General features: G+C 45.5%; 30 protein-coding genes and 1 pseudogene. 27 read left to right on the forward strand and 4 right to left on the reverse strand.

The window, feature by feature from the left end; all coding sequences use genetic code 11:
• The first annotated feature begins 240 nt into the window (after positions 1-240).
• Positions 241-3,636 carry a hypothetical protein gene (locus PSF67_RS20910; RefSeq protein ID WP_042847054.1) on the forward strand — a complete coding sequence of 1,132 codons (3,396 nt, stop codon included), beginning with the start codon at positions 241-243 and terminating at the stop codon, positions 3,634-3,636.
• 54 nt (positions 3,637-3,690) lie between these two features.
• The gene (locus tag PSF67_RS20915) at positions 3,691-3,987 is read left to right on the forward strand and encodes a hypothetical protein (RefSeq protein WP_042847053.1); all 297 of its coding nucleotides are present in this window, start codon (positions 3,691-3,693) and stop codon (positions 3,985-3,987) included.
• Between the two features lie 36 nt (positions 3,988-4,023).
• Here the strand turns inward: PSF67_RS20915 and PSF67_RS20920 are convergent, their stop codons facing one another.
• Positions 4,024-4,428 (reverse strand): DUF6896 domain-containing protein, encoded by a 405-nt coding sequence (locus PSF67_RS20920; protein WP_042847052.1) that lies wholly within the window; start codon positions 4,426-4,428, stop codon positions 4,024-4,026.
• Positions 4,429-4,511: 83 nt separating this feature from the next.
• Between PSF67_RS20920 and PSF67_RS20925 the strand changes: the two genes are divergently transcribed.
• The 10 genes from PSF67_RS20925 (at position 4,512) to PSF67_RS20970 (ending at position 10,124) form a co-directional block, all read left to right on the forward strand.
• Positions 4,512-5,012, forward strand: a complete 501-nt coding sequence (locus PSF67_RS20925) for a hypothetical protein (RefSeq protein WP_250690687.1) — start codon at positions 4,512-4,514, stop codon at positions 5,010-5,012.
• 157 nt (positions 5,013-5,169) lie between these two features.
• Positions 5,170-5,592, forward strand: coding sequence for a hypothetical protein (locus tag PSF67_RS20930; RefSeq protein ID WP_042847049.1), 423 nt, complete (start codon positions 5,170-5,172; stop codon positions 5,590-5,592).
• 166 nt (positions 5,593-5,758) lie between these two features.
• The gene (locus PSF67_RS20935) at positions 5,759-6,319 is read left to right on the forward strand and encodes a hypothetical protein (protein WP_042847048.1); all 561 of its coding nucleotides are present in this window, start codon (positions 5,759-5,761) and stop codon (positions 6,317-6,319) included.
• 139 nt (positions 6,320-6,458) lie between these two features.
• Positions 6,459-7,028 (forward strand): DUF459 domain-containing protein, encoded by a 570-nt coding sequence (locus PSF67_RS20940; RefSeq protein ID WP_072035184.1) that lies wholly within the window; start codon positions 6,459-6,461, stop codon positions 7,026-7,028.
• A 98-nt stretch (positions 7,029-7,126) separates the two neighbouring features.
• On the forward strand, positions 7,127-7,345 hold the full coding sequence (locus PSF67_RS20945; RefSeq protein WP_042847047.1) for a hypothetical protein: 219 nt from the start codon (positions 7,127-7,129) through the stop codon (positions 7,343-7,345).
• A 123-nt stretch (positions 7,346-7,468) separates the two neighbouring features.
• The gene (locus tag PSF67_RS20950; RefSeq protein WP_042847046.1) at positions 7,469-7,957 is read left to right on the forward strand and encodes a hypothetical protein; all 489 of its coding nucleotides are present in this window, start codon (positions 7,469-7,471) and stop codon (positions 7,955-7,957) included.
• Positions 7,958-8,014: 57 nt separating this feature from the next.
• Positions 8,015-8,461 (forward strand): hypothetical protein, encoded by a 447-nt coding sequence (locus PSF67_RS20955; protein ID WP_052219361.1) that lies wholly within the window; start codon positions 8,015-8,017, stop codon positions 8,459-8,461.
• A 63-nt stretch (positions 8,462-8,524) separates the two neighbouring features.
• A complete protein-coding gene (locus PSF67_RS20960) occupies positions 8,525-9,325 on the forward strand; it encodes a methyltransferase (RefSeq protein WP_042847045.1) in 801 nt (266 codons plus the stop codon).
• 130 nt (positions 9,326-9,455) lie between these two features.
• Complete coding sequence (locus tag PSF67_RS20965; protein WP_166268283.1) at positions 9,456-9,791, forward strand: hypothetical protein; 336 nt, start codon at positions 9,456-9,458, stop codon at positions 9,789-9,791.
• A 24-nt stretch (positions 9,792-9,815) separates the two neighbouring features.
• Positions 9,816-10,124 (forward strand): hypothetical protein, encoded by a 309-nt coding sequence (locus tag PSF67_RS20970; RefSeq protein ID WP_166268285.1) that lies wholly within the window; start codon positions 9,816-9,818, stop codon positions 10,122-10,124.
• A 77-nt stretch (positions 10,125-10,201) separates the two neighbouring features.
• Here PSF67_RS20970 and PSF67_RS20975 read toward each other — a convergent pair whose 3' ends face one another.
• A complete protein-coding gene (locus tag PSF67_RS20975) occupies positions 10,202-10,618 on the reverse strand; it encodes a helix-turn-helix domain-containing protein (protein WP_042847042.1) in 417 nt (138 codons plus the stop codon).
• Complete coding sequence (locus PSF67_RS20980) at positions 10,615-10,926, reverse strand: type II toxin-antitoxin system HigB family toxin (protein WP_042847414.1); 312 nt, start codon at positions 10,924-10,926, stop codon at positions 10,615-10,617. The genes PSF67_RS20975 and PSF67_RS20980 overlap by 4 nt, the downstream gene beginning before the upstream one ends.
• 169 nt (positions 10,927-11,095) lie before the next feature.
• Between PSF67_RS20980 and PSF67_RS20985 the strand changes: the two genes are divergently transcribed.
• The 8 genes from PSF67_RS20985 (at position 11,096) to PSF67_RS21020 (ending at position 16,173) form a co-directional block, all read left to right on the forward strand.
• Positions 11,096-11,662: a hypothetical protein gene (locus tag PSF67_RS20985; RefSeq protein WP_042847041.1), complete on the forward strand. Its 567-nt coding sequence runs from the start codon at positions 11,096-11,098 to the stop codon at positions 11,660-11,662.
• Positions 11,663-11,781: 119 nt separating this feature from the next.
• Positions 11,782-12,099 (forward strand): hypothetical protein, encoded by a 318-nt coding sequence (locus PSF67_RS20990; RefSeq protein WP_042847040.1) that lies wholly within the window; start codon positions 11,782-11,784, stop codon positions 12,097-12,099.
• Between the two features lie 23 nt (positions 12,100-12,122).
• A complete protein-coding gene (locus tag PSF67_RS20995) occupies positions 12,123-12,401 on the forward strand; it encodes a hypothetical protein (RefSeq protein ID WP_162762192.1) in 279 nt (92 codons plus the stop codon).
• Between the two features lie 303 nt (positions 12,402-12,704).
• Complete coding sequence (locus PSF67_RS21000) at positions 12,705-13,577, forward strand: RepB family plasmid replication initiator protein (protein WP_052219406.1); 873 nt, start codon at positions 12,705-12,707, stop codon at positions 13,575-13,577.
• Positions 13,578-14,095: 518 nt separating this feature from the next.
• Positions 14,096-14,581: a hypothetical protein gene (locus tag PSF67_RS21005; protein ID WP_226617273.1), complete on the forward strand. Its 486-nt coding sequence runs from the start codon at positions 14,096-14,098 to the stop codon at positions 14,579-14,581.
• Positions 14,582-14,643: 62 nt separating this feature from the next.
• Positions 14,644-15,075 carry a hypothetical protein gene (locus PSF67_RS21010; RefSeq protein WP_144138807.1) on the forward strand — a complete coding sequence of 144 codons (432 nt, stop codon included), beginning with the start codon at positions 14,644-14,646 and terminating at the stop codon, positions 15,073-15,075.
• A 185-nt stretch (positions 15,076-15,260) separates the two neighbouring features.
• On the forward strand, positions 15,261-15,743 hold the full coding sequence (locus tag PSF67_RS21015; protein WP_042847038.1) for a hypothetical protein: 483 nt from the start codon (positions 15,261-15,263) through the stop codon (positions 15,741-15,743).
• A 58-nt stretch (positions 15,744-15,801) separates the two neighbouring features.
• Positions 15,802-16,173: a hypothetical protein gene (locus tag PSF67_RS21020; protein ID WP_042847037.1), complete on the forward strand. Its 372-nt coding sequence runs from the start codon at positions 15,802-15,804 to the stop codon at positions 16,171-16,173.
• Positions 16,174-16,335: 162 nt separating this feature from the next.
• Here the strand turns inward: PSF67_RS21020 and PSF67_RS21025 are convergent, their stop codons facing one another.
• Complete coding sequence (locus PSF67_RS21025; RefSeq protein ID WP_042847036.1) at positions 16,336-16,914, reverse strand: hypothetical protein; 579 nt, start codon at positions 16,912-16,914, stop codon at positions 16,336-16,338.
• 243 nt (positions 16,915-17,157) lie between these two features.
• Between PSF67_RS21025 and PSF67_RS21030 the strand changes: the two genes are divergently transcribed.
• The 7 genes and pseudogenes from PSF67_RS21030 to PSF67_RS21060 form a co-directional block, all read left to right on the forward strand.
• On the forward strand, positions 17,158-17,493 hold the full coding sequence (locus PSF67_RS21030; protein ID WP_042847035.1) for a metalloregulator ArsR/SmtB family transcription factor: 336 nt from the start codon (positions 17,158-17,160) through the stop codon (positions 17,491-17,493).
• A 47-nt stretch (positions 17,494-17,540) separates the two neighbouring features.
• Positions 17,541-17,906, forward strand: coding sequence for an arsenite efflux transporter metallochaperone ArsD (gene arsD / locus PSF67_RS21035; RefSeq protein ID WP_042847034.1), 366 nt, complete (start codon positions 17,541-17,543; stop codon positions 17,904-17,906).
• 13 nt (positions 17,907-17,919) lie between these two features.
• Positions 17,920-19,671, forward strand: a complete 1,752-nt coding sequence (gene arsA / locus PSF67_RS21040; protein WP_102140129.1) for an arsenical pump-driving ATPase — start codon at positions 17,920-17,922, stop codon at positions 19,669-19,671.
• Between the two features lie 55 nt (positions 19,672-19,726).
• Positions 19,727-21,016 (forward strand): arsenic transporter, encoded by a 1,290-nt coding sequence (locus PSF67_RS21045; RefSeq protein ID WP_237072379.1) that lies wholly within the window; start codon positions 19,727-19,729, stop codon positions 21,014-21,016.
• Positions 21,017-21,026: 10 nt separating this feature from the next.
• Positions 21,027-21,452 (forward strand): glutaredoxin-dependent arsenate reductase, encoded by a 426-nt coding sequence (arsC, locus tag PSF67_RS21050; protein WP_042849113.1) that lies wholly within the window; start codon positions 21,027-21,029, stop codon positions 21,450-21,452.
• 283 nt (positions 21,453-21,735) lie between these two features.
• Entirely contained in the window at positions 21,736-23,214 is a 1,479-nt protein-coding gene (locus PSF67_RS21055) for a SulP family inorganic anion transporter (protein WP_272677564.1), read from the forward strand.
• 2 nt (positions 23,215-23,216) lie between these two features.
• Positions 23,217-23,455 (forward strand): annotated as a pseudogene (locus tag PSF67_RS21060) (hypothetical protein); the annotation flags it as partial.

Consider the following 23,455-nt stretch of genomic DNA (forward strand, 5'->3'; position numbering starts at 1 on the left):
TAGGAGCTGATTTTACCCCTTGCAAGTATGCTGTTTTTCGCAGACGCGTAACGATGGGGCGGAGTTTCCTCCTGCAAACATGCAGGTGAATGAAGGTGGTTTCGCCCTGCAAACATGCGCTGGTCAGATCCCTCTATCCCTATTCAAATATGTCTTTCTGTGCGCCTGTGACCTATTCGTCAGCTGTTCACTACGTGTAAAGATAGTAATAGAAAATGAATCACAATTGAGGGCAGAGCCATGACAGGCATTGTAGTTCGTGAAGAACACGTCGAACGTATCCAGCGTTTCAACTCACTTCAAAGCGGGCAATATTGGCGCGCAATGCAGGATATCCCAGAAGAAGCTATCCTGATGGATGAGGTACTTCTCATCGAATCCCTACGTTGGGTTGAAAATCAGCTTCATACCGTCATCCTCCGCGCACATCCGAAGCACTACGAGCAATACGCAACCTTTGTCACAGTAGACAAAGACGGCGTTTCTCACAGTGTTAAGCGAACTGTCAAAGAGCACCGATTCTTGTTTAATGACTTTGTTGAGCTTTTTGTATTCGCTGATGATGCGCGTCAGATCCGTGATGCTGAAGTCGCATTGTGCCAGCAGCGTGTTACCGATCTAACTCAATCTCTGTCGAAGTCTCTCGCTAACCCTGAGGCGATGAAAGCTATTGTGACAGAACGTATTGAGCAAAAAGCCGCAAAGAAAGGTGTAAGTGCGAGCACCATGCCTGCTATCAGTAATAACGCTATTCGCCTGGCTACAGGCTCGGTGGGTAATGCTATTGCAGCGGGCGTGACTGAAGCCGATATCAAGAACATGCGTGATGCGGCCGAGCAAAACCATCAAATAGCGACAATCCAATCCGAGTGGATCCAAGAGCGTAATATCGAAATTACAGCGGCAGTTCAGGCTGTGGTGCCTTATTTTGCCGAAATGGCAGCGGCGCAGCTGGCTGCAACAGAAGATGCGCGTTCTCAGGTTGACAAACTGATGGACGGTATCAAGTCTTTAGATCTCTATATTGGCAAAGACGTCAACGTGAAGGTGATCCGTAAAGGGCAGTCCGCTCCCAGCAATGAGCCTCTGACCTTTGTTCAGCAGAAATTGATGGTCGATGAAGAGTTGGCCATCTACCACGACTTAAGTGACTGGTTCGACTTTGGTGACCTGGACAAGTTCTATCAAGCGCTGTGCAATACCCATGCGCTGGTGGATCAAATTTTCCCTTCGCCGCGCTGCGTACTGGTCATGGCAACGACTCGCCGCTATATCGACTACAAAGACCGTATGGAAAACCTTATTAATAACAGCGAGAATGCCAAGGTATTCTTGATGGTTCGCGACGGCGAAAACCTGTATCGCATCGTGTCCCCTGTGGAGTCTCACCTGGGTGCGAACATGCTGTTCCCGTCTCGGGATGAGCAAGAGCGCTTGTTCCGGGGGATGGATGGGGAACAAATTAAATTCCAAAACGTCGCTTATTCTGATCGGCTGAAGGCGCATGAGCGCATGGCACTGCACTACAAACGTTTCCTGATTATGTGTTGTGGGCTTGACCATCGGGAACAACTATTTGGTGATTTCTACGACCGGAGTCTGGGTCTGAATTTTGTGTCGATGAAATTCCAAGAGCAACATTGCCGCTTCATTCATGATGCTGACGGTACAGGCATGCTGAGTAACCCAGAAAATAAAAAGTATCCATCCTTGGCTGGTTTCATCGAATGGGCAAACAGTCACCTACGTAGCGGCTCTCGTGTGATGTGCCAATGGCATTCACTGGCGAACCCAGAGACTGCGCCAGGTGCAGCCAAAGAAAATGACGATCGTTCCTATGGTTCCTTTAGTTTTACCGTGGACTTTAAAGACGACCGCAACGTAGCTGTAGCCTTTATCAAAGACGGCCTGTTGAATGTCAAAGCGCCAGTCAGCAAGACCAGTTATAGCAACAAGAGAGGAAGTGTGACGCGTGACTATAACGTCAACGTCTGTATCGAAAAGTACAACAAACAGTGGAAGGAAGACGACGCACGTTTGCCTTACCTGTGCCTGGACGCGGTCACCGCTGAGCATCTGGAGCACTACATCTATTCTCGGGCTGTGCGCTCGGACCACACCTACTACATTGCGCTGTTCAAATCGTTGGCTAAGTACCTACGAGAAGAGCGTCAGTCAGAGCAGAAGTCTCGCGACCTGCTGAAAGCAGCGCTGGTGGTAGGGCGTGTGGGGAATGAAGCCGACCAAGATACCGTTATCGACAAAACAGTCATGGCATGGCGTGCAGCGAACCGTGGAGCACCTTTGGCAGAGGCGATGGCCGACAAAGCGCAGTGGGAAAACCTGCTGGGCGTGATGGACATGATCGCCTGCCGGGGCATGAATATGCTGCCTCAGATAGTCGATTTTGCGCGCATAATTAAGGCCGCACCTTTGCGCCTCATTGTGAACACGAATGGTAAATTATCGTTGTACGTTGCGCCAACGGATGGTGAGCGTGATGATCGGATAGAGCCGCATATCTGGGTGCAGCGCATTAACTTCAACCTGACGAAAACGGGAATCAAAGAAGGCTCACGCAGCTGGGTGAAACTGAACGCCTCGAATGTGGCGGAAACAACAATTTTTGAATGGCCGGAGGCGGAGGCGTGGAAGAATCTGAATGCTGCTTTTGGCAGTTATGAAGAAAAACAGGAAGCGTTTAGCTTTGTGGAAAGCAGAGCCGGTGATCTACATCGTTTAAACCCAGCCAACCAAAGACGTCTGGCGGAAATGTCTCATCTTTGGAAAGAAGCTTACTACGAGATGAACTACGTTCATGAGACGGGTGGGCAAGTCCAGGTTCCAGCTTTGATGATCCCGATCGGCATCCGCATTGAAGGCAGTGAATGGAACTTTGTGTACGTGGGCTCTATAAGCCGATCGGTACACTGCATCTATCAGTTGCTGGAAAGTGAGAGCGCCAAGAGCGGTCTGGCGGAGATGTATGCATCGTTCTACAAACACCCTGAAGGGCGCATCAAAGAACTGAGCACAAAGGCTGCTGACATGTGGATGTTTTCCTCTAAGGAAATGCCCGACGTGAACATGTTCAGCACGAACAAGGATCTCGAATACAGCGGGCTGGACTATTCACTGAATAGCAACTCTGTATCCGAAATACACAGCTTTGATGTCCGCTGGCGCTACGCACAGGAATACGTGTCACATCCACATCGTTCTAAGAGCACGCTGTGGCTTGCAGAGAGCCTACGCGATGAAAGCGGCAGGCCTATGATCGATACACTGCTTGGTAGTCCTCACCTCCACCAGGATGCCCCTGTCGATGTGATTGAAGTGACGTTGCCTCAGCGTTATGACGATCCGAATAAAGCGAAGATTGCGAAGACAAAAGCACCATTCAACCATGCTCATTGGTTCGATATCTGCCCTGTTGGGTACAACGAAAATCAATGTCTGGAGGGCATTATTGCACCAGTGAAAACCTTTACCAGGATGACTTTTGCCAACAAAGAACTGGCGTTGCATTACATCTTTTCGCGTAACTCAGAAGCGAGAAAATACCAGACCGGTTACTTCTCCGAGGTGGAAGTGCCATTGCCTGAAGGCGTGACACGCTGGACAACGCGTAATTAATACAGTGTATGAATAGCATTATCAACCGCCCCTGAGGGCATTTAGGAGGTGAATGTGTCTCAAGAATATAACCCGATCCCGCGCAATGTGATGTTCACGGAATTCCTTCAGTTACTGGAGGAAGACGGCTTACCAGCCAGTCACCTGGAAACCGTCCGTAAAATTTTTGCGGAGATCACCCAGCAGGTGAATGAATTTGGTCCGGAGCGTGGTGCGTTGTTGGCACTGGCAGAGGCTCACTCACCGTTTTACCGTGATTTGAAAGCTGAAAAGGACTTTATCAGCGGCGTATTAAACATGCCTATTTTCTTTCACGGAGTATTAAACATGCCTATTTTCTTTCACGGATAAGTAGGCGATATGTGTTTTTATAGGCCGGTTTCCGGCCTATTGCTGTTCATTTAGATAATAAAGAATGTAACCAGAATAAAGCAGATTGCTTTTCGTTATTTCAGCGTCGAAACATTGCTTTAATTCATCAGGTGTTTGAAATCCATATTGGCTTAAATTGTCCTTTGCAAAGCCGGATAAGCGCCAAAAATCGAAACCATTGAATTCCCCGTGTTCTCCAAAATCAAAATCGATAGTGCCCGTTCGTAAATGCACGGCGCATCCGTAACCATGTTTGAAATACCTGATGCCACTATGCAACTCCCCGCTTTGTGGAATGCTGTTTCCTGCCCACGCGTTATTAGATATTGGCAATTCGAACCCTGAGAGCTTCATTAACTCAATGGCTTCAGAAACGCGTTTTAAATAATCATTGATTAGGTCGCGAAGACGACTGTCCATATTAACCACCTTGTTATTAATTTTAATCAAAACAATATCCTCGCTAGCGGTCTTGTCAAGTTAGAGGGGGCTTGATTTTTAAAATGAGGATTAGAAATTTCATTACCGGTTGTCTACGGGGGACAATATCCTGGTCTACCACAACACTTAAGCGAGGAAATATGATCACTTTATTCACCGCAGTGGCTTCTACCTCTGGTGGGGCGCTCTTTTTCATTTGCCTGGGCATTACCTGTTCAGCGATAGCCATGTTGACCGCGAAAGGAGTCAAAGCAAAGATCGCTAAAATTGGCCTGGGTATCTTAGCGGGATATTTCCTGTTATTTGTTGTGACTAATTCAGCGATGAAAACGCAGAAATCTGTCGCAACCTCCATCGCGAAACGCGTACCGTTACCTACTTTCCCCATCGCTGATGCAGAGGCAAATCAGCTGAAGTCTGAGTATCTTGAAGCTATTGCTACTGCGTCGTTGTTCAGCGAGCCCATGCCAACCAAACGTATGATAGCCGTTCAGGAAATGGCGGAAGCACTGGCACAGGAGCAGAATGAAAGGTTGATTCGGATCATCAACGGGAAAGGTTAAGTTGCCCCGTTTTAATCGCTCACTTCGGTGGGCATTTTTTTGCCTGAAGCAAAACCAATCACAAAAGAAATAATTCAAAATAATATAGTTTACGCTATTCGTCAGCGGCTGAGGTCATGGTTTACTAATTACATAGAAACCAACAAGGCTGAATGAAATGAACGACGTGAAAATGGTTAAAGTATTGAGAGATAATACCTTCTGTCACGCTGCGTGGATGGATTTTAAAAAGGTCTTAGGAGAGTCACCTTTTGGTGTTTTCCTGGAGTTTGTAGACCCACGCAATGGTGCATTAGTTCAGCTGATGTTTCCATTCTGGTGCAAGCCTCAGAAAACGTATAAGCCAATGGGTAACGTGTTTATGACCCAATGGCACGGATTAACTCTGACAATCCCGCCCGACTTTGATTGGTGGGTTCAGGCTCAATCTAACGGCATTGGAATGCGTCGTATCGACCAGAAAGTTCAGTTTCTAAAGCACGGGGAATATGTGGAGGTAAATCTGAAAGTCGAAATGGCTACAGTCATTCGCGTTAACCCAGTGTTTTCACCCGAGTTCGACGCTGCCACACATGCTTAGCGTCTGATCAATGAAGTGGGCTTCCCAAACCCACGATACCCCTTAATGCCCATCACCCTCGATGGGCATTTTTTATGATAAAAATCAGCGTGTAATCACTTCGTCAGCGGTCAATCTCATGCTTGAATGATTGGGTCAACAAAATGAATAAACCGAGGAAGTTACGATGACCCCATTAGTCAATGCAAACGAAAAACGTGCTGAAAACCATTTAGCTTCAGCAATCCGTTTCAACGGTTCAGTAGTGACTGTCCGCGAGTGGATTGACGCGTTGATCGCGCAAGGCTACAAGCCAAACGCCAAGGCTGTCCTGAAGGGCAAAGAAGCCAGCCGTATGCAATTGCACCGCTGGAACAATGCTCAGCAAACTGAGCACATGAAAAAACGTGCTAATGCTGGGACAAAAATTGAATACACGATGTCACATGAAGAAAGTGGTAGTTTCTATGACGTGAAAAAATTTGCGTTCGATTACGCTGTATCAATAGCAGGACCGGAATATGGTGAGCCAGAAGACCGTTGCTTCATCGTTTATGCAATTCCTCAGCTACGAAAAGGTGCTGAGTATGAGCGCTGTGTCGCGGCATACAAGCCCGTGTTTGCTGAGGATGAACAGCGCGCTTTGAACATCCTGCGCTTCGACTTTCCTTCAGCAAGGATCTTGTGGTTGGGGATCGCTAAAACTCAAGAACAAGCTTTGTCTCTGGCCGAAACCGCAATGGCCTGATGAGGCGTGCTAAAAAGTTCGACTCCAAGCCTGCACCAGATGGTGTGGGCTTTTTTGTCCGCAAAGCGTCGGCCTTTAACGTGGATTAAAAAAGTATCTTTTTTAAAATCATCGGCAGTGTATCGACCTGGAAATAGTTATGAAAACTGCCTTATTTCTTACCCTGTTCCTGCCTGCAATATCATTGGCTAAGCCACTGTTTATCGGTGATAGCTTAACCTATACCCTCGCGACGAGCGCAAAGAAGCACATCCCAGTAGACGGCCTTTATAAGGAGAGCACAGGGCTTACCGACCGCAGTTCGGTAAAGTGGAACGATTATGTTCAGACAATGAGTTTTCAGGACTATGAGACCGTGGTTATCTCTCTGGGGGCTAATGACGGCATCGGTGCAAACCAAGTCACGAACTACCAGCAGAAGGCAACACAGTTTATCCAGCAAATCCAGCAGAGCAACCCCGGTGCATCGATTATCTGGATATTGCCACCTGCAATGAAGAATCCTGCCACCGAAGCCGCCTTGGTAAATACCAGACAAGCAATCCGTCAGGCGGTGGATGAAACACAGATCGCTTTTTTCGACCCCGAGGTCGCTATTGGGCGTCAGTTTAACCTTACCGTGAACGATGTGCAGGTACGAACCCATGACGGGATACATTACACGAGCAAAGGTAGTGATTTGATAATTGGGAGGCTGTTCAACCAGTAAAAACAGGGGGAATGTATTTTATTTTGAACCTCTTTGTCAGCGCTGAACCTGTGGGATGATCTTCCTATCGAACCAACTCGGGTTTAAAAGGAAGATTCATGGGTGCCAACCGTAGAAACAAGTTTGGGGTCAGCCGTCGCTTTGCTGTCCGTTATGACCGGGCAAATGATCCGGAGTATATGGCTTTGGTTGAGCGATACCAGACAACTAAGCGATACAGCCAATCGGGCAAGGCGGGTGATGACGACCACAAGGAAAGCGTTCGCGCGCTTCATCATTACCACGGGAAAATAGCTGTGGAGTCCTTCCGGAAATAACATTTTCACTACTCGATATTGTTTCTCAAAATAATCTCTTTTCTATTATTCGTCAGCGGCTTAGGTCATGTTTTACTGGTTAAGTAAACAAAACAACGATACCAATAAGAAAAGAGGATTCACATGTCAGATAAGCAAGAATTTATCCAAAGTTTTATCGTCACGTTTAGTGCAGATGCGCCCATTGGATCCTTGCCCAAAGAAGGGTTGGAGTTTTTCCATTCATCTAATCGCAGTGTCTCATTCGGTTTTAATCGACTAAGTGGAAAAGAAGCGATTGGTAGCTTTCTTAGAGCGTTTAAGCCAGACCATGAGTTTGTGCAGCAGCTGGATGAACTGCTTGCGGCTCCTACGCCAGATGAAGGGGCATTGGAGGATTTGCGTGGTTGGATCAATGCGATGGAATGGACGGCAGAAGAGCTGTTGTATGAGCTTCGCAGCGTGGGGGTTATCTCCATTGTCATGAATAGCATCATTTATCGTGGCGCGTTTTTCCACACTGAAGTGACTGGCGCTGCCTATATCGGTGGAAAAATGGAATCGCTGGAATTGAGTGGGGAAACAGTCCTAAAGCAGCTTCATCAAGAGTTAAACGTACAGTACGTAGTCTGACACCTAATCGTTCGGTCTGATCGCAGGCCGAACATTATCGCAACGAGGAAACCCGTTATGAACCAGCTGAAAATCGACAAGCTAAAACAGCAATACGTTTTCACTCAAGACCGTGGTGTTTTCAAGGTCGGGATAGCCCTGCTGGCGAAGCGTGCAAAAGCCGTGGCTCAGTGGATGGGGGTTGTCGAACCGAAGAGCAAAGCAGGCTCTTTCGAGCATTACACCGAGTGTATGGCAATGATGGAAAAAGGCCATCAGTACGCGAAGCGCACCGGTTTGCAATGCACTGGGAACCTGAGTCCTCAGCTGGTGGGCTATGAAGGCGAACGGGTATCCGTTGTCGATAATGCTGGGCATACCCGAAGTTTCTGGGTTGCACGCACTCTGGGATGGATGCCAAGCCATCTTGAAGTTGATCGTCTACCAGCCATGTTCTGGCAGGACAACGATGAAGACGACGTACTGGCTGCTGAAAGCTATCAATCCGTCGTAGTGATCGGGTAAAGCAATTTAAGCCGTCAGCGTGGGGCTGGTGGCTAATTCAATATCAATAAATTGGGGTAAGAAATGCAAGTATCAAATGACGTCCTCGCAGTTCTGTCTGAAGCGCGTGTGGAGGGCAACAAACTCTTCCTGGAAGGCCAGCTGGATCGTCGCCTGTACACCAACACCAACAAGGTGCTTGAAGCCGCTGGTGGGAAGTGGAACCGCAAAGAGAAAGCCCATATTTTTGATGGCAGTGCGGAAGGGCGTATCGACGACATTATCCTGTCTGGATCGGTTGTGGTGCCAAAAGACGACTTCAACTTTTTTCCAACGCCGGAAAAAATCATCAATACGATGGTTACCAGTGCCAATATTCAGGACGGGGATCGAGTGCTGGAGCCGTCCTGCGGTGATGGGCGTATTGTCAAAGCTGTGGCTAAAGCGGCAAAAAACCTCAATATCGTGGCTGTTGAGCTGGATGAAAAGCGCGTTCAGCAACTGAACAGCGACCCTGAAATTACGTCGCTGGTAAACCCTGAATTTACGGGCACAAGCCTTGAACTGGTCAATGCTGATTTTCTCAGCCATGAAATGGACGAGAAATTCGATGTCATCATCATGAACCCGCCTTTCAAAAATAAGGCCGACATTAAGCATACAAACCGAGCGTTGGATCTGCTGCTTTCAGGTGGGGTGTATACGCAAGGTGGTCGCCTGCGGGGCATTTTGTCTGCGGGCGTGCTGTTCCGTGAAGATGCCTTGACCAAGGCCTTCCGTGAGCGTGTGAAACTGCTCGGGGGCTCATTCACTGAACTGGAAGACAAAGCTTTCAAAGAGTCCGGCACGATGGTCAAAACTGTTCTACTGGAAATTGACCTCTAACAGCCAATGTCAAAGCCGCCTTCGGGCGGTTTTTTCGTCAGCGATATCTGCTGAGTGATACTGGAACTTCCCGATACCGGGGGGGAACGCCATCCAAAGTGAGGCGCTGAAAAGAGCGCAGGGGGGATAGATGAAGCCACGAAACATTATCAGCGTAAATCCGAATTCAACCGTCTTTGGCGGCCAGGGTAGTTGGGTTAACGAACACTTGCTGGAGGTGCTGATTAATCGCGGCATGTTCAGTTCGGCGTTAGAGCGATATCGCCAGAGGGGTAAAGGGGTGATGTCTGTTCCCGTACATATCAGCATCCGGTTGTTTGGGATCAGCGTATCGGGTGCGCACATGCTCATTACGCCGTATGGCCTGGTGTGCAAGTTCGATGATAACGAGTTGGGTGAGAGCTACTCATTCGACGTGAGTGGTGAAGCGCGAAAGCTGTGGAAAAGCGTTTGCCATATTGGCTGACAAGTTGGGGTTAAGGGGGTTGTCATGCTGGCACTACTGATCGGCACTTTAACGTTGATGACATTGTCCTTGCTGGTGCTGTGTGGATTGTATGCAAAGTACCAGTATCACGAAACACACAAATTGCCAGGGCTGCGAAGTCCAGTGGTTGTGTGTCTCTCGTTGGCGGTTAAATACATAGGCCTTTTTGGTTTGATGTTGACGGTGACAACGGCTTTCCTAGACTCGTTTCATATCCCAGCTTCAGGGGGATTTGTGTTGATAGCTTTCGTGCTGCATGCGGGTCTTGGTGCGACCTGTACTGTTCTGCACAACCGGCAGCTAATTCGGTAAGATTGTCCACTGAATCAAAAAAGAAACCCGCATAAAAAGCGGGTTTTTTGTTAGTGTAGGAACTCGATTGTAACCGTTTAGTCTATGAAAATGGAGGCAGGGATATTAAAACGCGCAGACAGTTTTTTAATGTGCTCCAGTGTTAATCCTCGTTCACCGTTGAGGATGCGGCTAACGTATGAGCGCGAACCGAGCTCATCTTGAAAGTCTGTCGTATTAAGGTGGTATTGATCCATCAGCGTTCTCAATGCTGCTACACCGCCATTGCTTTTTGCTAAGCGCTCGTTAAATTCAGCAAATTCGGGCGCTGTTTTTTCATACGCATCAATCTTCGCGCAAATCAAGTCGATAAGCGGGTTGTCTGGGTCATTTTCGACAAGGTGCTCAACCAGTTGAACGGCTTTTTCATAGTCTTCGCGAGAATGGCTGTTTCCCAATAACGGCACAATGCTTATCAGGTTTTGTGCTGCGTTTACTGCATCTTGAAACATCATGCTTTTGTTCTCCGGTAGTGATCAGTCAACCTATCGTATTCAGCGTGGGTTGTTATATGTTTCACGAATATTTTCCCCCGGTCAAAGTCGGCAAAAAACATCATTCTTAATGAATTGCCACTGATGTCGATGACCCACCATTTCTCTCTATACTTCATCCGATCAAGGCTGGGGAAAACCTTTTTAAGCTCATCAGGCGTTTGATAACTGTCGCGCTTGAGTGTTCGATATATGTCAGATAGCGCCTGAGCACTGTTTGGAAATCGCTTGGATGCCTGGTCAAAAGGTTCTCTTGATATTACGTGCATTGCATCTCTCATGTTTCCTATTTGTCAACATTGTAGCATCTAAACTATTGGTTGCCAATATGGCAACTAATAAATTAATTATTCTGCTATCTATTCTTCGTCAGCGGTTGAGGTCATGCTTCAATAAAGAGGTAAACAAAACAAACAATATCAATAAAAGAGGTTTCTTATGTACTGCACAGTCAAAGAGTTAATCGCGCACCTGTCCACAAAAAATCAATACGATGTTGTGCTTTCCAAGCTGTGGGATACTGAAGACATCCACCAAGTTTTGTCTGACAATGAGATGGAACCCATTTCTGAATATGAGGCACACAAGGCGCTTCAGCTGGTGGATCGCACTCATGATGCAAACATCGGCATTACATGGGATACGCTGCTCTGTGCAGTGGAGTCGCCACGAAACCTAACAGCTGAGCAATATGCGCTGGCTAATACCTGCTTTACCGTACCTCGCGAACTGTACTCCGTCTGTAACGAAGTGACGCTCCCAGCTGGGTCAATTACCGTGGAGTTTGATGCGTTTGAGCTCCGCTCAGCTATCGCCACGTCCAAACTTACCATTGCAAAAAAGCATGAGCTCGGTGGCTTTGTTAAATCAGTTTCCGGCAGCTGTGATACACCCGCATTCCACTGGAGTGTTTACGCAGAGTGCCGCAACGGAAAATGCACGATCTGCTTGCAGGATAATTTCCAATCCAAAGAATATCGTTGGGTCGAAAAGAGCCTGCAATGAAATAGCGCTGTAACGCTTTCTACGATGCGATGTGGTACTCATCGCATCATTTCGCACAAAACATCGTAAAACTGCTGAGGATCGCCATGAGAGAGCCTCAGGGCATGAAAGGGTAACCAATGCTGACTGAACTTAAACTCCAAGATAATATTCGCTGTTTGAACGTAACGCTGAAATTTGACAAATCCGCGCTGATCGACGCTTTTGCTGTATTGGAAAGAAACCCGCAATTCCTCCATGTTGTCATCTATAGCGAAGCGACGTTCGACGACTTTGATGACTCGGATGAGAGTGTTGAAAACTGCATGAGCGACCCCGTTCTGGCGGTATGGCGATCTGGAGCGTGTATAACTTGGATAGACCGTGCCGATGACACTGAATTTCAGTGCGATTTGCCAAGCATCAGTGTACTGAACTCTACGAGGGATTACGCGTGACCAGTGAAGAAGCCATTAAGCATTTGAGACGCAGTATCTGGGACTTGTCAGGGCAAAAAGAAGCGCAGGCTGAGCGTGTGCTGGCTTACCTGAAAGTGCGTGTCAATCGCGCCAAGGGGCTGGTGGTGAATCCTATTAGCCCAAAGCCGATGACATTCATGCAAGCGATAAGACTGGGCTATATTCGGCAGCAAGGCAACTGGAAAGATGCGCCCTGGGTTTTCGATAACCGCATCATGCCCTCAGCTTCAGCTGCGTTAGATGAAGCTAACAGACAACTCAAAGCCCATTGGGCAGAATAGCCACCCAAACAAAAACCAGTACCTGTGTTGGGCGCTGGTTTTCACTTATCAACTTTTCAACAAGCTAGATCCTAATAATTAACCTAATTAGTTCCTAACAGATCCTAAAAGATCCCTGTCGCTCACAGGCCGCTGGTGGCGTGGCCTACAGAGGATTGAGGTGAGTTTGAAAGGGAGGAAAGTGAGTTTGAAAGGGAAGAAAGTGAGTTTGGATGGGATTTGGGTGTGGTACAGTGGGAAACTCGGTGAGTCTGAAAGGGGAAAGCCGAGTTTTTATTCACAACCATGAGGGGTTATGGTTTGATGCAACAAAATTGTAGTAATAACATCCTGTTATTCAAGGATGCGATACCTGCTGACGAAAATTCGTCACACAGGAAACTCACAATAACAAACAGTTCGAGTGTTCAACCCGTCTCGTTATTGCGGCTTGGCGTGTTTACACCGAATATCCGATCGAAAGGAAAGGTTGGTAAGCCGTTGGACGCGAGCGAATCGCTCAGCTACCTGGAGTATGCCCGTAGTGAAGGCTACACCAACGTGGTGATCACCGGTCCACAGCTTAACTATTTCATTGATTTTCGTTGCTGGTTGGGGATTATCCATGCGTTTAGCGCATGTCCTGATGCTCTGCATGGAAATAAGATCAAGGTTAAATTCAGCGAGTTCTCGCAGTTCTGCGGGTATCCATCGAAGCGGCTAGATTCGAAATTGCGTAAGGAGATAGCCGACTCGTTAACTCGAATCAGGGCAAAGACCATCACATTCACAACGCCAGGTACCAAGAAGTTTTTGGTAACAGGCTTGCTGTTGAAGGCAGAATTTGATGTTGTCGATGATCTGGTTGTACTGGAAGCAGATGAGCGCCTTTGGGAGCTCTACAGCAATGACCACTTAAGTTTGTTACGACGCAAGCCGCTAATGGCACTGCCGAGAAATGAGACAGCCCAGGCGCTGTATACTTATTTCGAAGCGTTGCCACGACAGCCTGCGCCAATCCAAATGTCGAGGCTTCGTGAACGCTTGATGATGAATGGTAGGGTCGCAGACCAAAACCGTAAAATCACCGACGCTCTCAACGAACTGAATAGTATTGGCTATTTGCAATACGAGGTCATCAAGGCTGGACGGGACTCGGTCGTGCATGTTCACAACCGAAACCCGACGTTGGATTAAGCGAGTCATATCGGAAACCCGTCGAAAGGCGGGTTTTTTATTTGGTAAACAAAACGAATGAAAGAGTGAGTTTGAACGGGTAATTCTGATAGGAGTAAGCTTGAGAAAGGTGAGTTGTGGTGGGTATGCGTCCTGTCCAAAGTGAGTCGTAGCGGGTAACCTAGCGATAAAGTGTGTTATAGCGGGAACTGATCGGTTAAAAAGAGAACAAACTCAGGAGTTTTAGACAAGAAGCGGGCTGTAGGGACATAAAACAGGGTAAAAAATCAACATTATTCCCTTGCCATCCCATCCAATCACACCTTTTTCGTCAGGCCTTGATCAACAAGACTATATTTCCCGTTCAAACTCACCGAAACTAAGTATATATTTCCCGCTCAAACTCACTTTGGTGAGATTCGGGGCATGGTCTGAATGCAATAAAACAATAAAACTACCCGTTCAATCTCACCTTTTGACCTGGTGGCGAAAATTTCGTCACGGGCTTGGCTGGGGATACTATGGTATCAGGAGGAATTATGAATCAATTTGGTGAACAGCTGAAGCTGTACTCTGATCGCCAGCGCGATGAAAAAAAGCGGACGGCATTGGATGTTCAATACGTGCAGTCCGAAGGAAAAGAAGGTTTTCTGACGCTGAATATCTCGATGGCACCCATGACATTGGAAGGGCGCGATGTGCTCTGGGATCAGAAAATCACGATACAACTGTCCCGGTATGAATTGACCGCATTTTGCGGCGCTTTATTCGGGCTTGAAAAAGAAATGCGTGCTAAGTTCCACGGCGCGAACAAAAACAAAGGCTTTGTGGTAAATAACAATGGGTCAGTGGGTTGCGGCATGACGATCTCTGAAGCCGGGAATACAATGACATTCATGTTAGATCATGCTCGGCGAATAGAGTTGGGCGCTTTTGTACTGCGACGTCAAGCTGAAGCTTGGAAAATGTCAGCCAGTGATGTGTTGGCAATCATGCGTCAGTCGGTCAGTATCAAAAAACAGTGAGTTTGCTGAGGGGCAAACTTTCTGTTTGTGCTCCGTGGGGGAGCGATAAAAGGGGGTAAGTGTTGAAAAAGCCATTCCTGCTTCTGGCTGGTATGCTCATGTTGACAGCAGAGCTCCATGCCTCAGTCGATACATCCGATCAGCAACAGGACTCTCGCATTAATCAGATCGGTGCAAGCCCTGTGGAAACTCGGCCGTATTCTGAAATCAAACATCACGTCCATGATGGCCCGGTCGAATTATTCCTGGTTGAGGAAGTGACTTCCGTTGACCAGTCGCTGCACACCGTCGTTATTTACGACGGAAGCCGATACGAACTGAAAGGGCAGGTGGATTGGCTCAGTCCTGGAAAAGGCAACATGCCTCCTGGTGGCTGGGCATTCACTGTCTTCGCCTCTACAAAGGAAACATACGCTTGCTCGCCGGAGGTGGTGCAATCAGGCAACGGTTCATGTGTGCTGTTTGTGCCGAAAAATGAAGAAACACCGCTGTAAAGTCACAGCCCTGATTATCACAAATTTACAGACGATAATCAGGATGACGTTTCCACGGGCTGACAGGGAGGAAACCTAAAAGCCCATAAATTGAAGGTAGTCGGTATACCAGGATAATTATCCATTGTTGGGGTAACCGGCACGGCGACCGCCACCCGTAAGGGTTTTACAAACGAGTTGAGCATATGAAAATCATGATCAGGGTAATCGTATCTGTAGTGGCAATGGCCGTTTCCGCTCAGGTTGTTTCGGCAGAAATGCAATCGGTGAATTTTGTGGTGCCATCTTCAGTGGCAAATCAGGATCCGACCGGCGTAAAAAAATTACGCATGAATTTGGACCGGTTTTTTGTTAATTCTCTGGTCGAAGGGGAGCAGCAGCAACTGGTACAGCCGGTTTATTTTGAAGGGCCATATCGCTATTCACTGATCCGTGCCTTTGATGGCAATAACACCGTTATTCATCTGGCAGGCAGTAAACATGTTTTATCGGGTGTGTCGGGCAGGTTTACGCCTATGCAGGCGGGTAAAAAACTGGTGGCGTTACGTGACAGCGAAGACACCGTCTTGGTTTGTCAAGAGAGAGTGCTGCGGTTGAAGTTCGCTAAATGCTGGCAGGTTGTTCACAGTGATCTGCCGCTCGCAGTGATCCCAGAAGAAACCGAGTGAATGCATCGTAAAGTGGTCACTTTCGATCGCGCTACGTGAAATCCGAAGGAGTTTGCGGATGATTATGGCTGAATCGGTAGAATTACCGAGCTTGATTTCGTTGGGTATTACAGTTGCCAGTGCTGTGTTTTTTGTTTACTTCTGGAATAGGGATAGGCTGGGTTTTTTGTTGGTCCCGACGTTTTTTGTTTTTCTTTTGGCTTTGTCGGTCTTTTTGACTTGCTGTATGCTGCCAACTGTCAACACTGAAGACACGAAGCAAGCTAAGCATTATGCGACAGAATGCGTGTTGTTAGAAATGGGCATACCGACCCAGTTCGGCAGAATGAATAAACTGAAATGCCACGAGATCATCGAGCATGTTGGAACGGACTCTTACCAGTGGCATATGGCTCTGTACGAAAAGCTGAAGCAGAAAGAAAAGGTATAAAAAATCTGCGATCGGCGATCGGTGTGATATGCTGATGGCAACTGAAGTAGCGAGCGTGTCTGAGGGGACGCGCCGCGCGAGGGGTTCCCCCAGAGCGGGGTAGATTAAGCCACCAGCAAAATGCCGCACTAATCATGCGGCATTTTTGTTTCTAGCCATACATCACTTTAATGTAACTTCAGATCTGGAGTCATTCAGATATTTCAGGCATAAAGCTTTAAAGTCAGACTTCCATTCCTCAATTCGAAAATCATAGCGTTCTTGAAATGCACTTGTCTCTGTGTACATGGAGAACGCATAATTCTGATATAACTTTAGGGCAGTGACTGGCTGGTTAAGAGAGAAATATGCGTCGATGCATTCTTTCATCATCGGGTAGTTATGATTGGTTTTTGTGCCGCCGAAATTTAAGTCAAGCCCACCACTAGTGACTTTTTGAATAACAGGATCTGAGCTGAGCTCTGAAAAATCCATGCCTTGCTTCAAAAAATAAAGCACTTTGTCATGCGGTACTCCGAATCCCCAGTTCGACACATAAGAATTTAAGGCGGCTTTGATACTCAGAAGTCTATTTTTCGATTGTTGATATAAACCGGCTAAAGCGAGCCAGTATTCGCTGGATTCTGTGAATGAATTACAGGCCATTAGGCCGTAATGAATTGCATCCTCGATCTTTTGTTTTTCGCGAAAATGCTGTGATTGCTTAAACAAATTAACGGCAAGCAGGGGTTGTGTGCCCATTTCATCGAAAAGTCCAAAGTTTGCTCCTAGCCCTGTAATATCAAGGGCTACAGATAGTGTGTTATACGACAGTATTAACACTTGATACTATTACATTGAAAAATTAAAGGTTCTAATTTCCTCAGTAAGGAATTATCAATAAATAAAGATAGCGTTCGTTTAGATAATTCATAGGCCAATATATATGTTTTGACGAATGTATTTCCTTGGTATATCTTACACACATTAAATATAGGAGAAAGTATGGAACCACTACTGCTGTTTAAAATTTTAGCCGACCAAACCAGACTGGATATCGTGCTACTGCTAAAAGCATCTGGTGAACTGTGTGTTTGCGACATCTATACGGCCTTGAATTTATCGCAACCAAAGACTTCTCGACATCTAGCAATGCTTAGAGAGTCGGGTCTTTTGCTCGATTCAAAACATGGTAAATGGGTTCATTATCGATTATCTCCAGCATTACTACCGTGGGTGAAAAGTATCATTGATGTCACCTATGCCACAGAGAAAAATAGAGTTGCAGATTTACTCAAAAGCTTAGAGACAAAAGAACCTGCGAGTAGCTGTTCTATATAAAAATTTTTAAGTTAACATATTCGAAAAAACATATATAAGGTTGAGATATGAAAAAATTAGAAGTCTTTGATCCCGCATTATGCTGTAGCACTGGTGTTTGCGGAACCGAAGTCGATCAAGCATTGGTAGACTTCGCAACAGATGTGGATTGGTTAAAAAAACAAGGGGCAAGTATAAGGCGTTTTAATTTAGCGCAAGAGCCTATGGAGTTCGTTAACAACACAAAAGCAAAAACATTTTTGGAAACCGCAGGCGCCGAGTCACTTCCACTATTGATTCTTGATGGTGAGATTGTGCTGACTGGTCGATACCCAAAACGACATGAGCTAGCAAGATGGTTTGGTATTCGGCCGAATATTGAAAAAGCCGAAATTGTTAAATCGTGTTGTGGTAATGGTAAAACGTGTTGTTAACAGGAGCAATAAAATGAAATTTTTAGATAACACACCTAATTATTTATTTTTTACTGGAAAAGGTGGTGTGGGTAAAACTTCTATTTCTTGTGCGACCGCAATTAAGTTGGCTGAAAAAGGGAAAAAAGTCTTACTGGTGAGCACTGATCCAGCTTCTAACGTTGGGCAAGTATTCTCTCAATCGATAGGCAACAATATTAAGCCAATAACATGGGTTCCAAATTTATTTGCTATTGAAATAGACCCTCAAGCTGCCGCTGAAGAATATCGAAACAAAATTATTAATCCAATCAAAGAAAGTTTACCTGAAGCGGTAATTCAAAGTATTACGGAACAGCTATCAGGTGCCTGTACCACAGAGATTGCAGCTTTCGATGAATTTACTGGGTTGTTAACCAATACCGAAATTACAAAGCAATTTGACTATATCATTTTTGATACCGCACCAACGGGGCATACCATCCGTTTATTACAACTCCCGAGTGCATGGAGTGATTTTATTACTGATAATCCTGATGGTGCGTCATGTTTAGGGCCAATGTCTGGTCTTGATAAACAACGTGAACAGTACAGCATGGCGGTGGAAGCGTTGAGTGATAAATCACTAACAAGGTTAGTATTAGTTGCACGACCTCAATCAGCGGCATTGAGAGAGGTTGCGAGAACCTATAGCGAGTTGTCATCTCTGGGTATCAGAAATCAGCAATTAATTGTCAATGGTGTTTTCCCTGAAACGGCGGTGACTGAAAATGATAAGTTATCCCATGCGCTCTACTCTCGTGAACAAGCGGCATTAGCATCTATGCCTGAAGCACTACGCTCGTTACCTGTCGATATTATTTATTTACAAAATATCAATATGGTGGGTGTCGATGCACTGAAGCAGTTGTTATCTAATGAGATGCCACAAATTCCAACTATTACCCCGACAAAACAACCTATTTCTTTACCCACCTTGTCAGAACTGGTTGGCGAAATATCTCAGCAACAGCATGGGCTGATTATGTTAATGGGCAAAGGTGGTGTAGGGAAAACAACGATTGCGGCATCAATCGCGGTTAAATTGGCAGAAAAAGGGCTTGATGTACATCTGACTACATCCGATCCAGCCGCGCATATTGAATCAACCCTCGATGGTGTTTTACCGAATCTTCAAGTTAGCCGAATTGACCCTATCGCTGAAACTGAACGTTATCGTCATTATGTCTTAGAAACAAAAGGGAAAGATTTAGATGCAGAGGGGCGCGCATTACTTGAGGAAGATTTGCGCTCTCCTTGTACTGAAGAAATTGCGGTATTCCAGGCTTTTTCTCGCATCATTAGAGACGCGGGTAAACGTTTTGTCGTCATGGATACTGCGCCGACTGGGCATACATTATTACTTCTGGATGCAACAGGGGCATACCATAAAGAAATTGCTAAGAATATGGGTGAAAAAGGCCACTATTTAACGCCGATGATGCAATTACAAGATCCTGAACGCACCAAAGTCATTATTACGACACTCGCTGAAACAACGCCTGTGCTTGAGGCGGAAAATTTGCAAAATGATTTAATACGGGCAGACATACATCCGTGGGCGTGGGTAATCAATAACAGTCTATCTATCACGGAAACAACCTCACCATTGTTACTTTCAAGAGCAGAACAGGAAGTCGCTCAGATTGAAAAGGTGACATCAACATTGGCAAAACGTGTTGCTATTGTTCCTTTGCTTGAAACAGAGCCTGTGGGGATATCTGCATTAAGTCAGCTCGCAGAATAAGTTTTATTTTCTAAAAATAAAAGGTGCGGAAAAGCACCTTTTAAATGAGGTTGTTATGTTTATTGCCGCATTCATTTTTATTTTAACGATCACCTTTGTTATTTGGCAGCCCAAAGGACTGGGTATTGGCTGGAGTGCTACAGCAGGGGCTGTATTGGCACTGATCTTTGGTGTGATCAGTTTTCAAGACATCCCGATTGTTTGGAACATTGTTTGGAATGCCACGGCGACATTTGTCGCCGTAATTATCATTAGCCTACTTTTAGATGAAAGTGGTTTCTTTGAATGGGCGGCATTACATATTGCCAAGTGGGGCGGGGGTAAAGGAAAACTGTTATTCAGTTATATCGTGTTACTTGGTGCAACGGTTGCGGCCTTATTTGCCAATGATGGCGCAGCATTGATATTAACGCCCATTGTGATTGCGATGTTATTGGCACTTGGTTTCAACAAAGGCACGACATTAGCCTTTGTCATGGCTGCCGGGTTTATTGCAGATACGGCGAGCTTGCCGCTGATTGTTTCGAACCTCGTGAATATCGTTTCTGCGGACTTCTTTAATATTGGATTTACTGAATATGCATCGATTATGGTCCCAGTGGATATTGCAGCAATTATTGCAACATTAGCGATGCTGCATTGGTTTTTCCGCAAAGATATTCCTAAACAATATGATGTTACCAAACTGAGTGAACCGACTTTAGCCATTAAGGACATGACAACGTTTAAAGCAGGTTGGCTGGTATTGGTACTGCTACTTATTGGTTTCTTTGTCTTAGAACCATTAGGTCTTCCAGTGAGTGCAATTGCGGCTATTGGCGCCTTAATTCTTTGGGTGATTGCAGCCAGAGGCCATACGATTAATACCCAAAAAGTATTACGTGGCGCACCGTGGCAAATCGTCATTTTCTCTTTAGGTATGTACTTGGTTGTTTATGGTTTAAGAAATGCAGGGTTAACCGATTATCTTTCTGAAACGCTCAATTACCTTGCAGACAAAGGGTTATGGGCAGCAACAATTGGTACGGGATTTATAACTGCATTTTTATCCTCAATAATGAATAATATGCCAACGGTATTAATTGGTGCTTTATCCATTGAAGGGAGTGAAGCGTCAGGGCTAATTCAACAAGCAATGGTTTATGCCAATGTGATTGGTGCCGATTTGGGGCCTAAGATTACACCTATAGGGAGTTTGGCGACGTTGCTGTGGCTGCATGTTTTATCACAAAAGAACATGAGCATTACATGGGGATACTATTTTAAAACAGGGTTCATCATGACACTCCCTGTACTTACCGTCACTCTCGTTGCTTTAGTGCTTCGACTTTCACTGTTAAATTAAGGCTAACCGAATGAATGAAATTACCATTTATCACAATCCAAATTGTGGCACTTCACGCAATACGCTTGCTATGATCCGCAATAGCGGCGTTGAGCCAACGATTATTTATTATTTAGAAACACCGCCGACTAAAGATATGTTAGTACAACTTATTGCTGATATGAATATTACGGTAAGGGCGTTACTACGAAAAAATGTTGAACCGTATGAACAATTAGCTTTAGAAAATGATATTTATACCGATGACCAACTGATTGATTTTATGTTGCAGTACCCAATACTGATTAATAGACCCATTGTTGTTACGCCAATAGGAACTAAACTTTGCCGACCTTCAGAAGTCGTATTGGATATATTACCTCATCCGCAACAACGTGAATTTATCAAAGAAGATGGTGAGGTTATTGTTGATAAACAAGGCATTAGAGTAAAGTAAATCACTGACGATATTTATCATGATGAGCGTACCGATGTATGGCATCAGTACGCTCATGTTAATCCGGTACTTGCTTAAGGTCGTTGATATTGGTATTTTAAAAAAATATACTATTCATAGGAACAGCTGATCATATTATGCGCCTTACTCCACCCTGAGATACCCCCTTCCTTTTAGGTTGATACTAAATCAGCCAATTTCCACATCCCTTCTTTGGGATAATTTCGTTTATTTAAAATATACTCTCCCATCTTGGGATTGATAGATTACAAGGTAGTCTAATATGCTTTTGTCCTCCTCTCGTCAGGACTGGCTGGGTAACATCCGTGGGGATGTCCTAGCCGGTATTGTTGTTGCTTTAGCGTTAATTCCTGAAGCCATCGCATTTTCAATTATTGCAGGCGTCGACCCCAAAGTTGGGTTATACGCCGCATTTTCTATTGCGGTAATTATCGCTTTTATCGGGGGGCGCCCCGGCATGATTTCATCGGCAACTGGTGCAATGGCACTTTTAATGGTCGTTCTGGTGGAAGAACATGGCCTTCAGTACCTATTAGCTGCGACGGTATTAACCGGGATATTTCAAGTTATCGCAGGATATTTAAAGCTCGGTAATTTAATGCGATTTGTTTCACGTTCGGTGGTAACGGGATTTGTTAATGCGCTGGCTATCTTGATTTTTTTAGCGCAACTCCCTGAATTAACCAATGTGAGTTGGCATGTTTATGCGATGACCGCGGCAGGCTTAGGGATTATCTATCTGTTTCCATTAGTCAATAAAACCATTCCGTCTCCATTAGTGTGTATTGTTGTATTAACGATAATTTCAATATGGCTTGGTCTTGATATCCGAACGGTTGGTGATATGGGCGTTCTGCCTGACAGTTTGCCTATCTTTCTTTTGCCCGATATTCCCTTGAATATTGAAACGCTACTTATCATATTACCCTACTCATTAGCGCTTGCTGTTGTTGGCTTATTGGAATCAATGATGACTGCAACGATTGTGGATGATTTGACGGATACAACCAGTGATAAAAATCGAGAATGTAAAGGGCAAGGCATTGCCAATATAGCCACTGCATTTATTGGCGGGATGGCAGGATGTGCGATGATCGGTCAATCCATTATCAATATAAAATCGGGTGGCCGAGGTCGATTATCGACACTGGTTGCGGGTGTTGTTTTATTACTAATGGTGGTTTTTCTTAATGATTGGGTATCAAAAATCCCTATGGCGGCGTTAGTTGCTGTGATGATTATGGTGTCAATTGGGACCTTTTCTTGGCAATCCCTTGCCGATATACGAGTCCATCCGCTATCGACCAGCATCGTTATGATAGCCACCGTCATTGTTGTCGTTTGGACCCATAATCTGGCTTACGGGGTACTTGTCGGGGTGCTCATCGCAGCGCTTAATTTTGCCAATAAAGTCGCGAGATACATGACAGTTACATCAAGACTAGACAGAAAGGTACGTCATTATGAAGTTCGGGGACAAATTTTCTTTGCCACATCGGAACGCTTTGTTAATGTCTTTGATTTTAAAGAAGACATTGATAAAGCGATTATTGATGTGAATCATGCTCATTTTTGGGATATCACTTCCGTCAGCGCGTTAGATAAAGTGGTGATTAAGTTTCGACGTGAAGGCATTGATATTGAAATTAAGGGGATGAATGAAGCCACTGCAACGTTGGTTGATAAGTTTGGTATTCATGACGACCCGGAAAAAATTGAAAAATTCATGGGAGGTCATTAATTATGACAGCAGATATCATTCAAAAAACTTGCGTAATTGGGTGTATTGACCGTTCGCCCTCGGCGATTGCCGTTTGTCACGCAAGTACTTGGATAGCTCAAACACTCAAACTTCCGCTGACACTGTTACACATGAATGAAAAAATCTCGACATCAGCACACCATGATTTAAGTGGGGTCATTGGATTTGATACCCGAGAAACTTTATTGAATGAACTCGTGGATATTGAGGAAAAGTGTTC

The organism is Providencia sp. PROV076 (assembly GCF_028483405.1).
Lineage (GTDB): Bacteria > Pseudomonadota > Gammaproteobacteria > Enterobacterales > Enterobacteriaceae > Providencia > Providencia huaxiensis.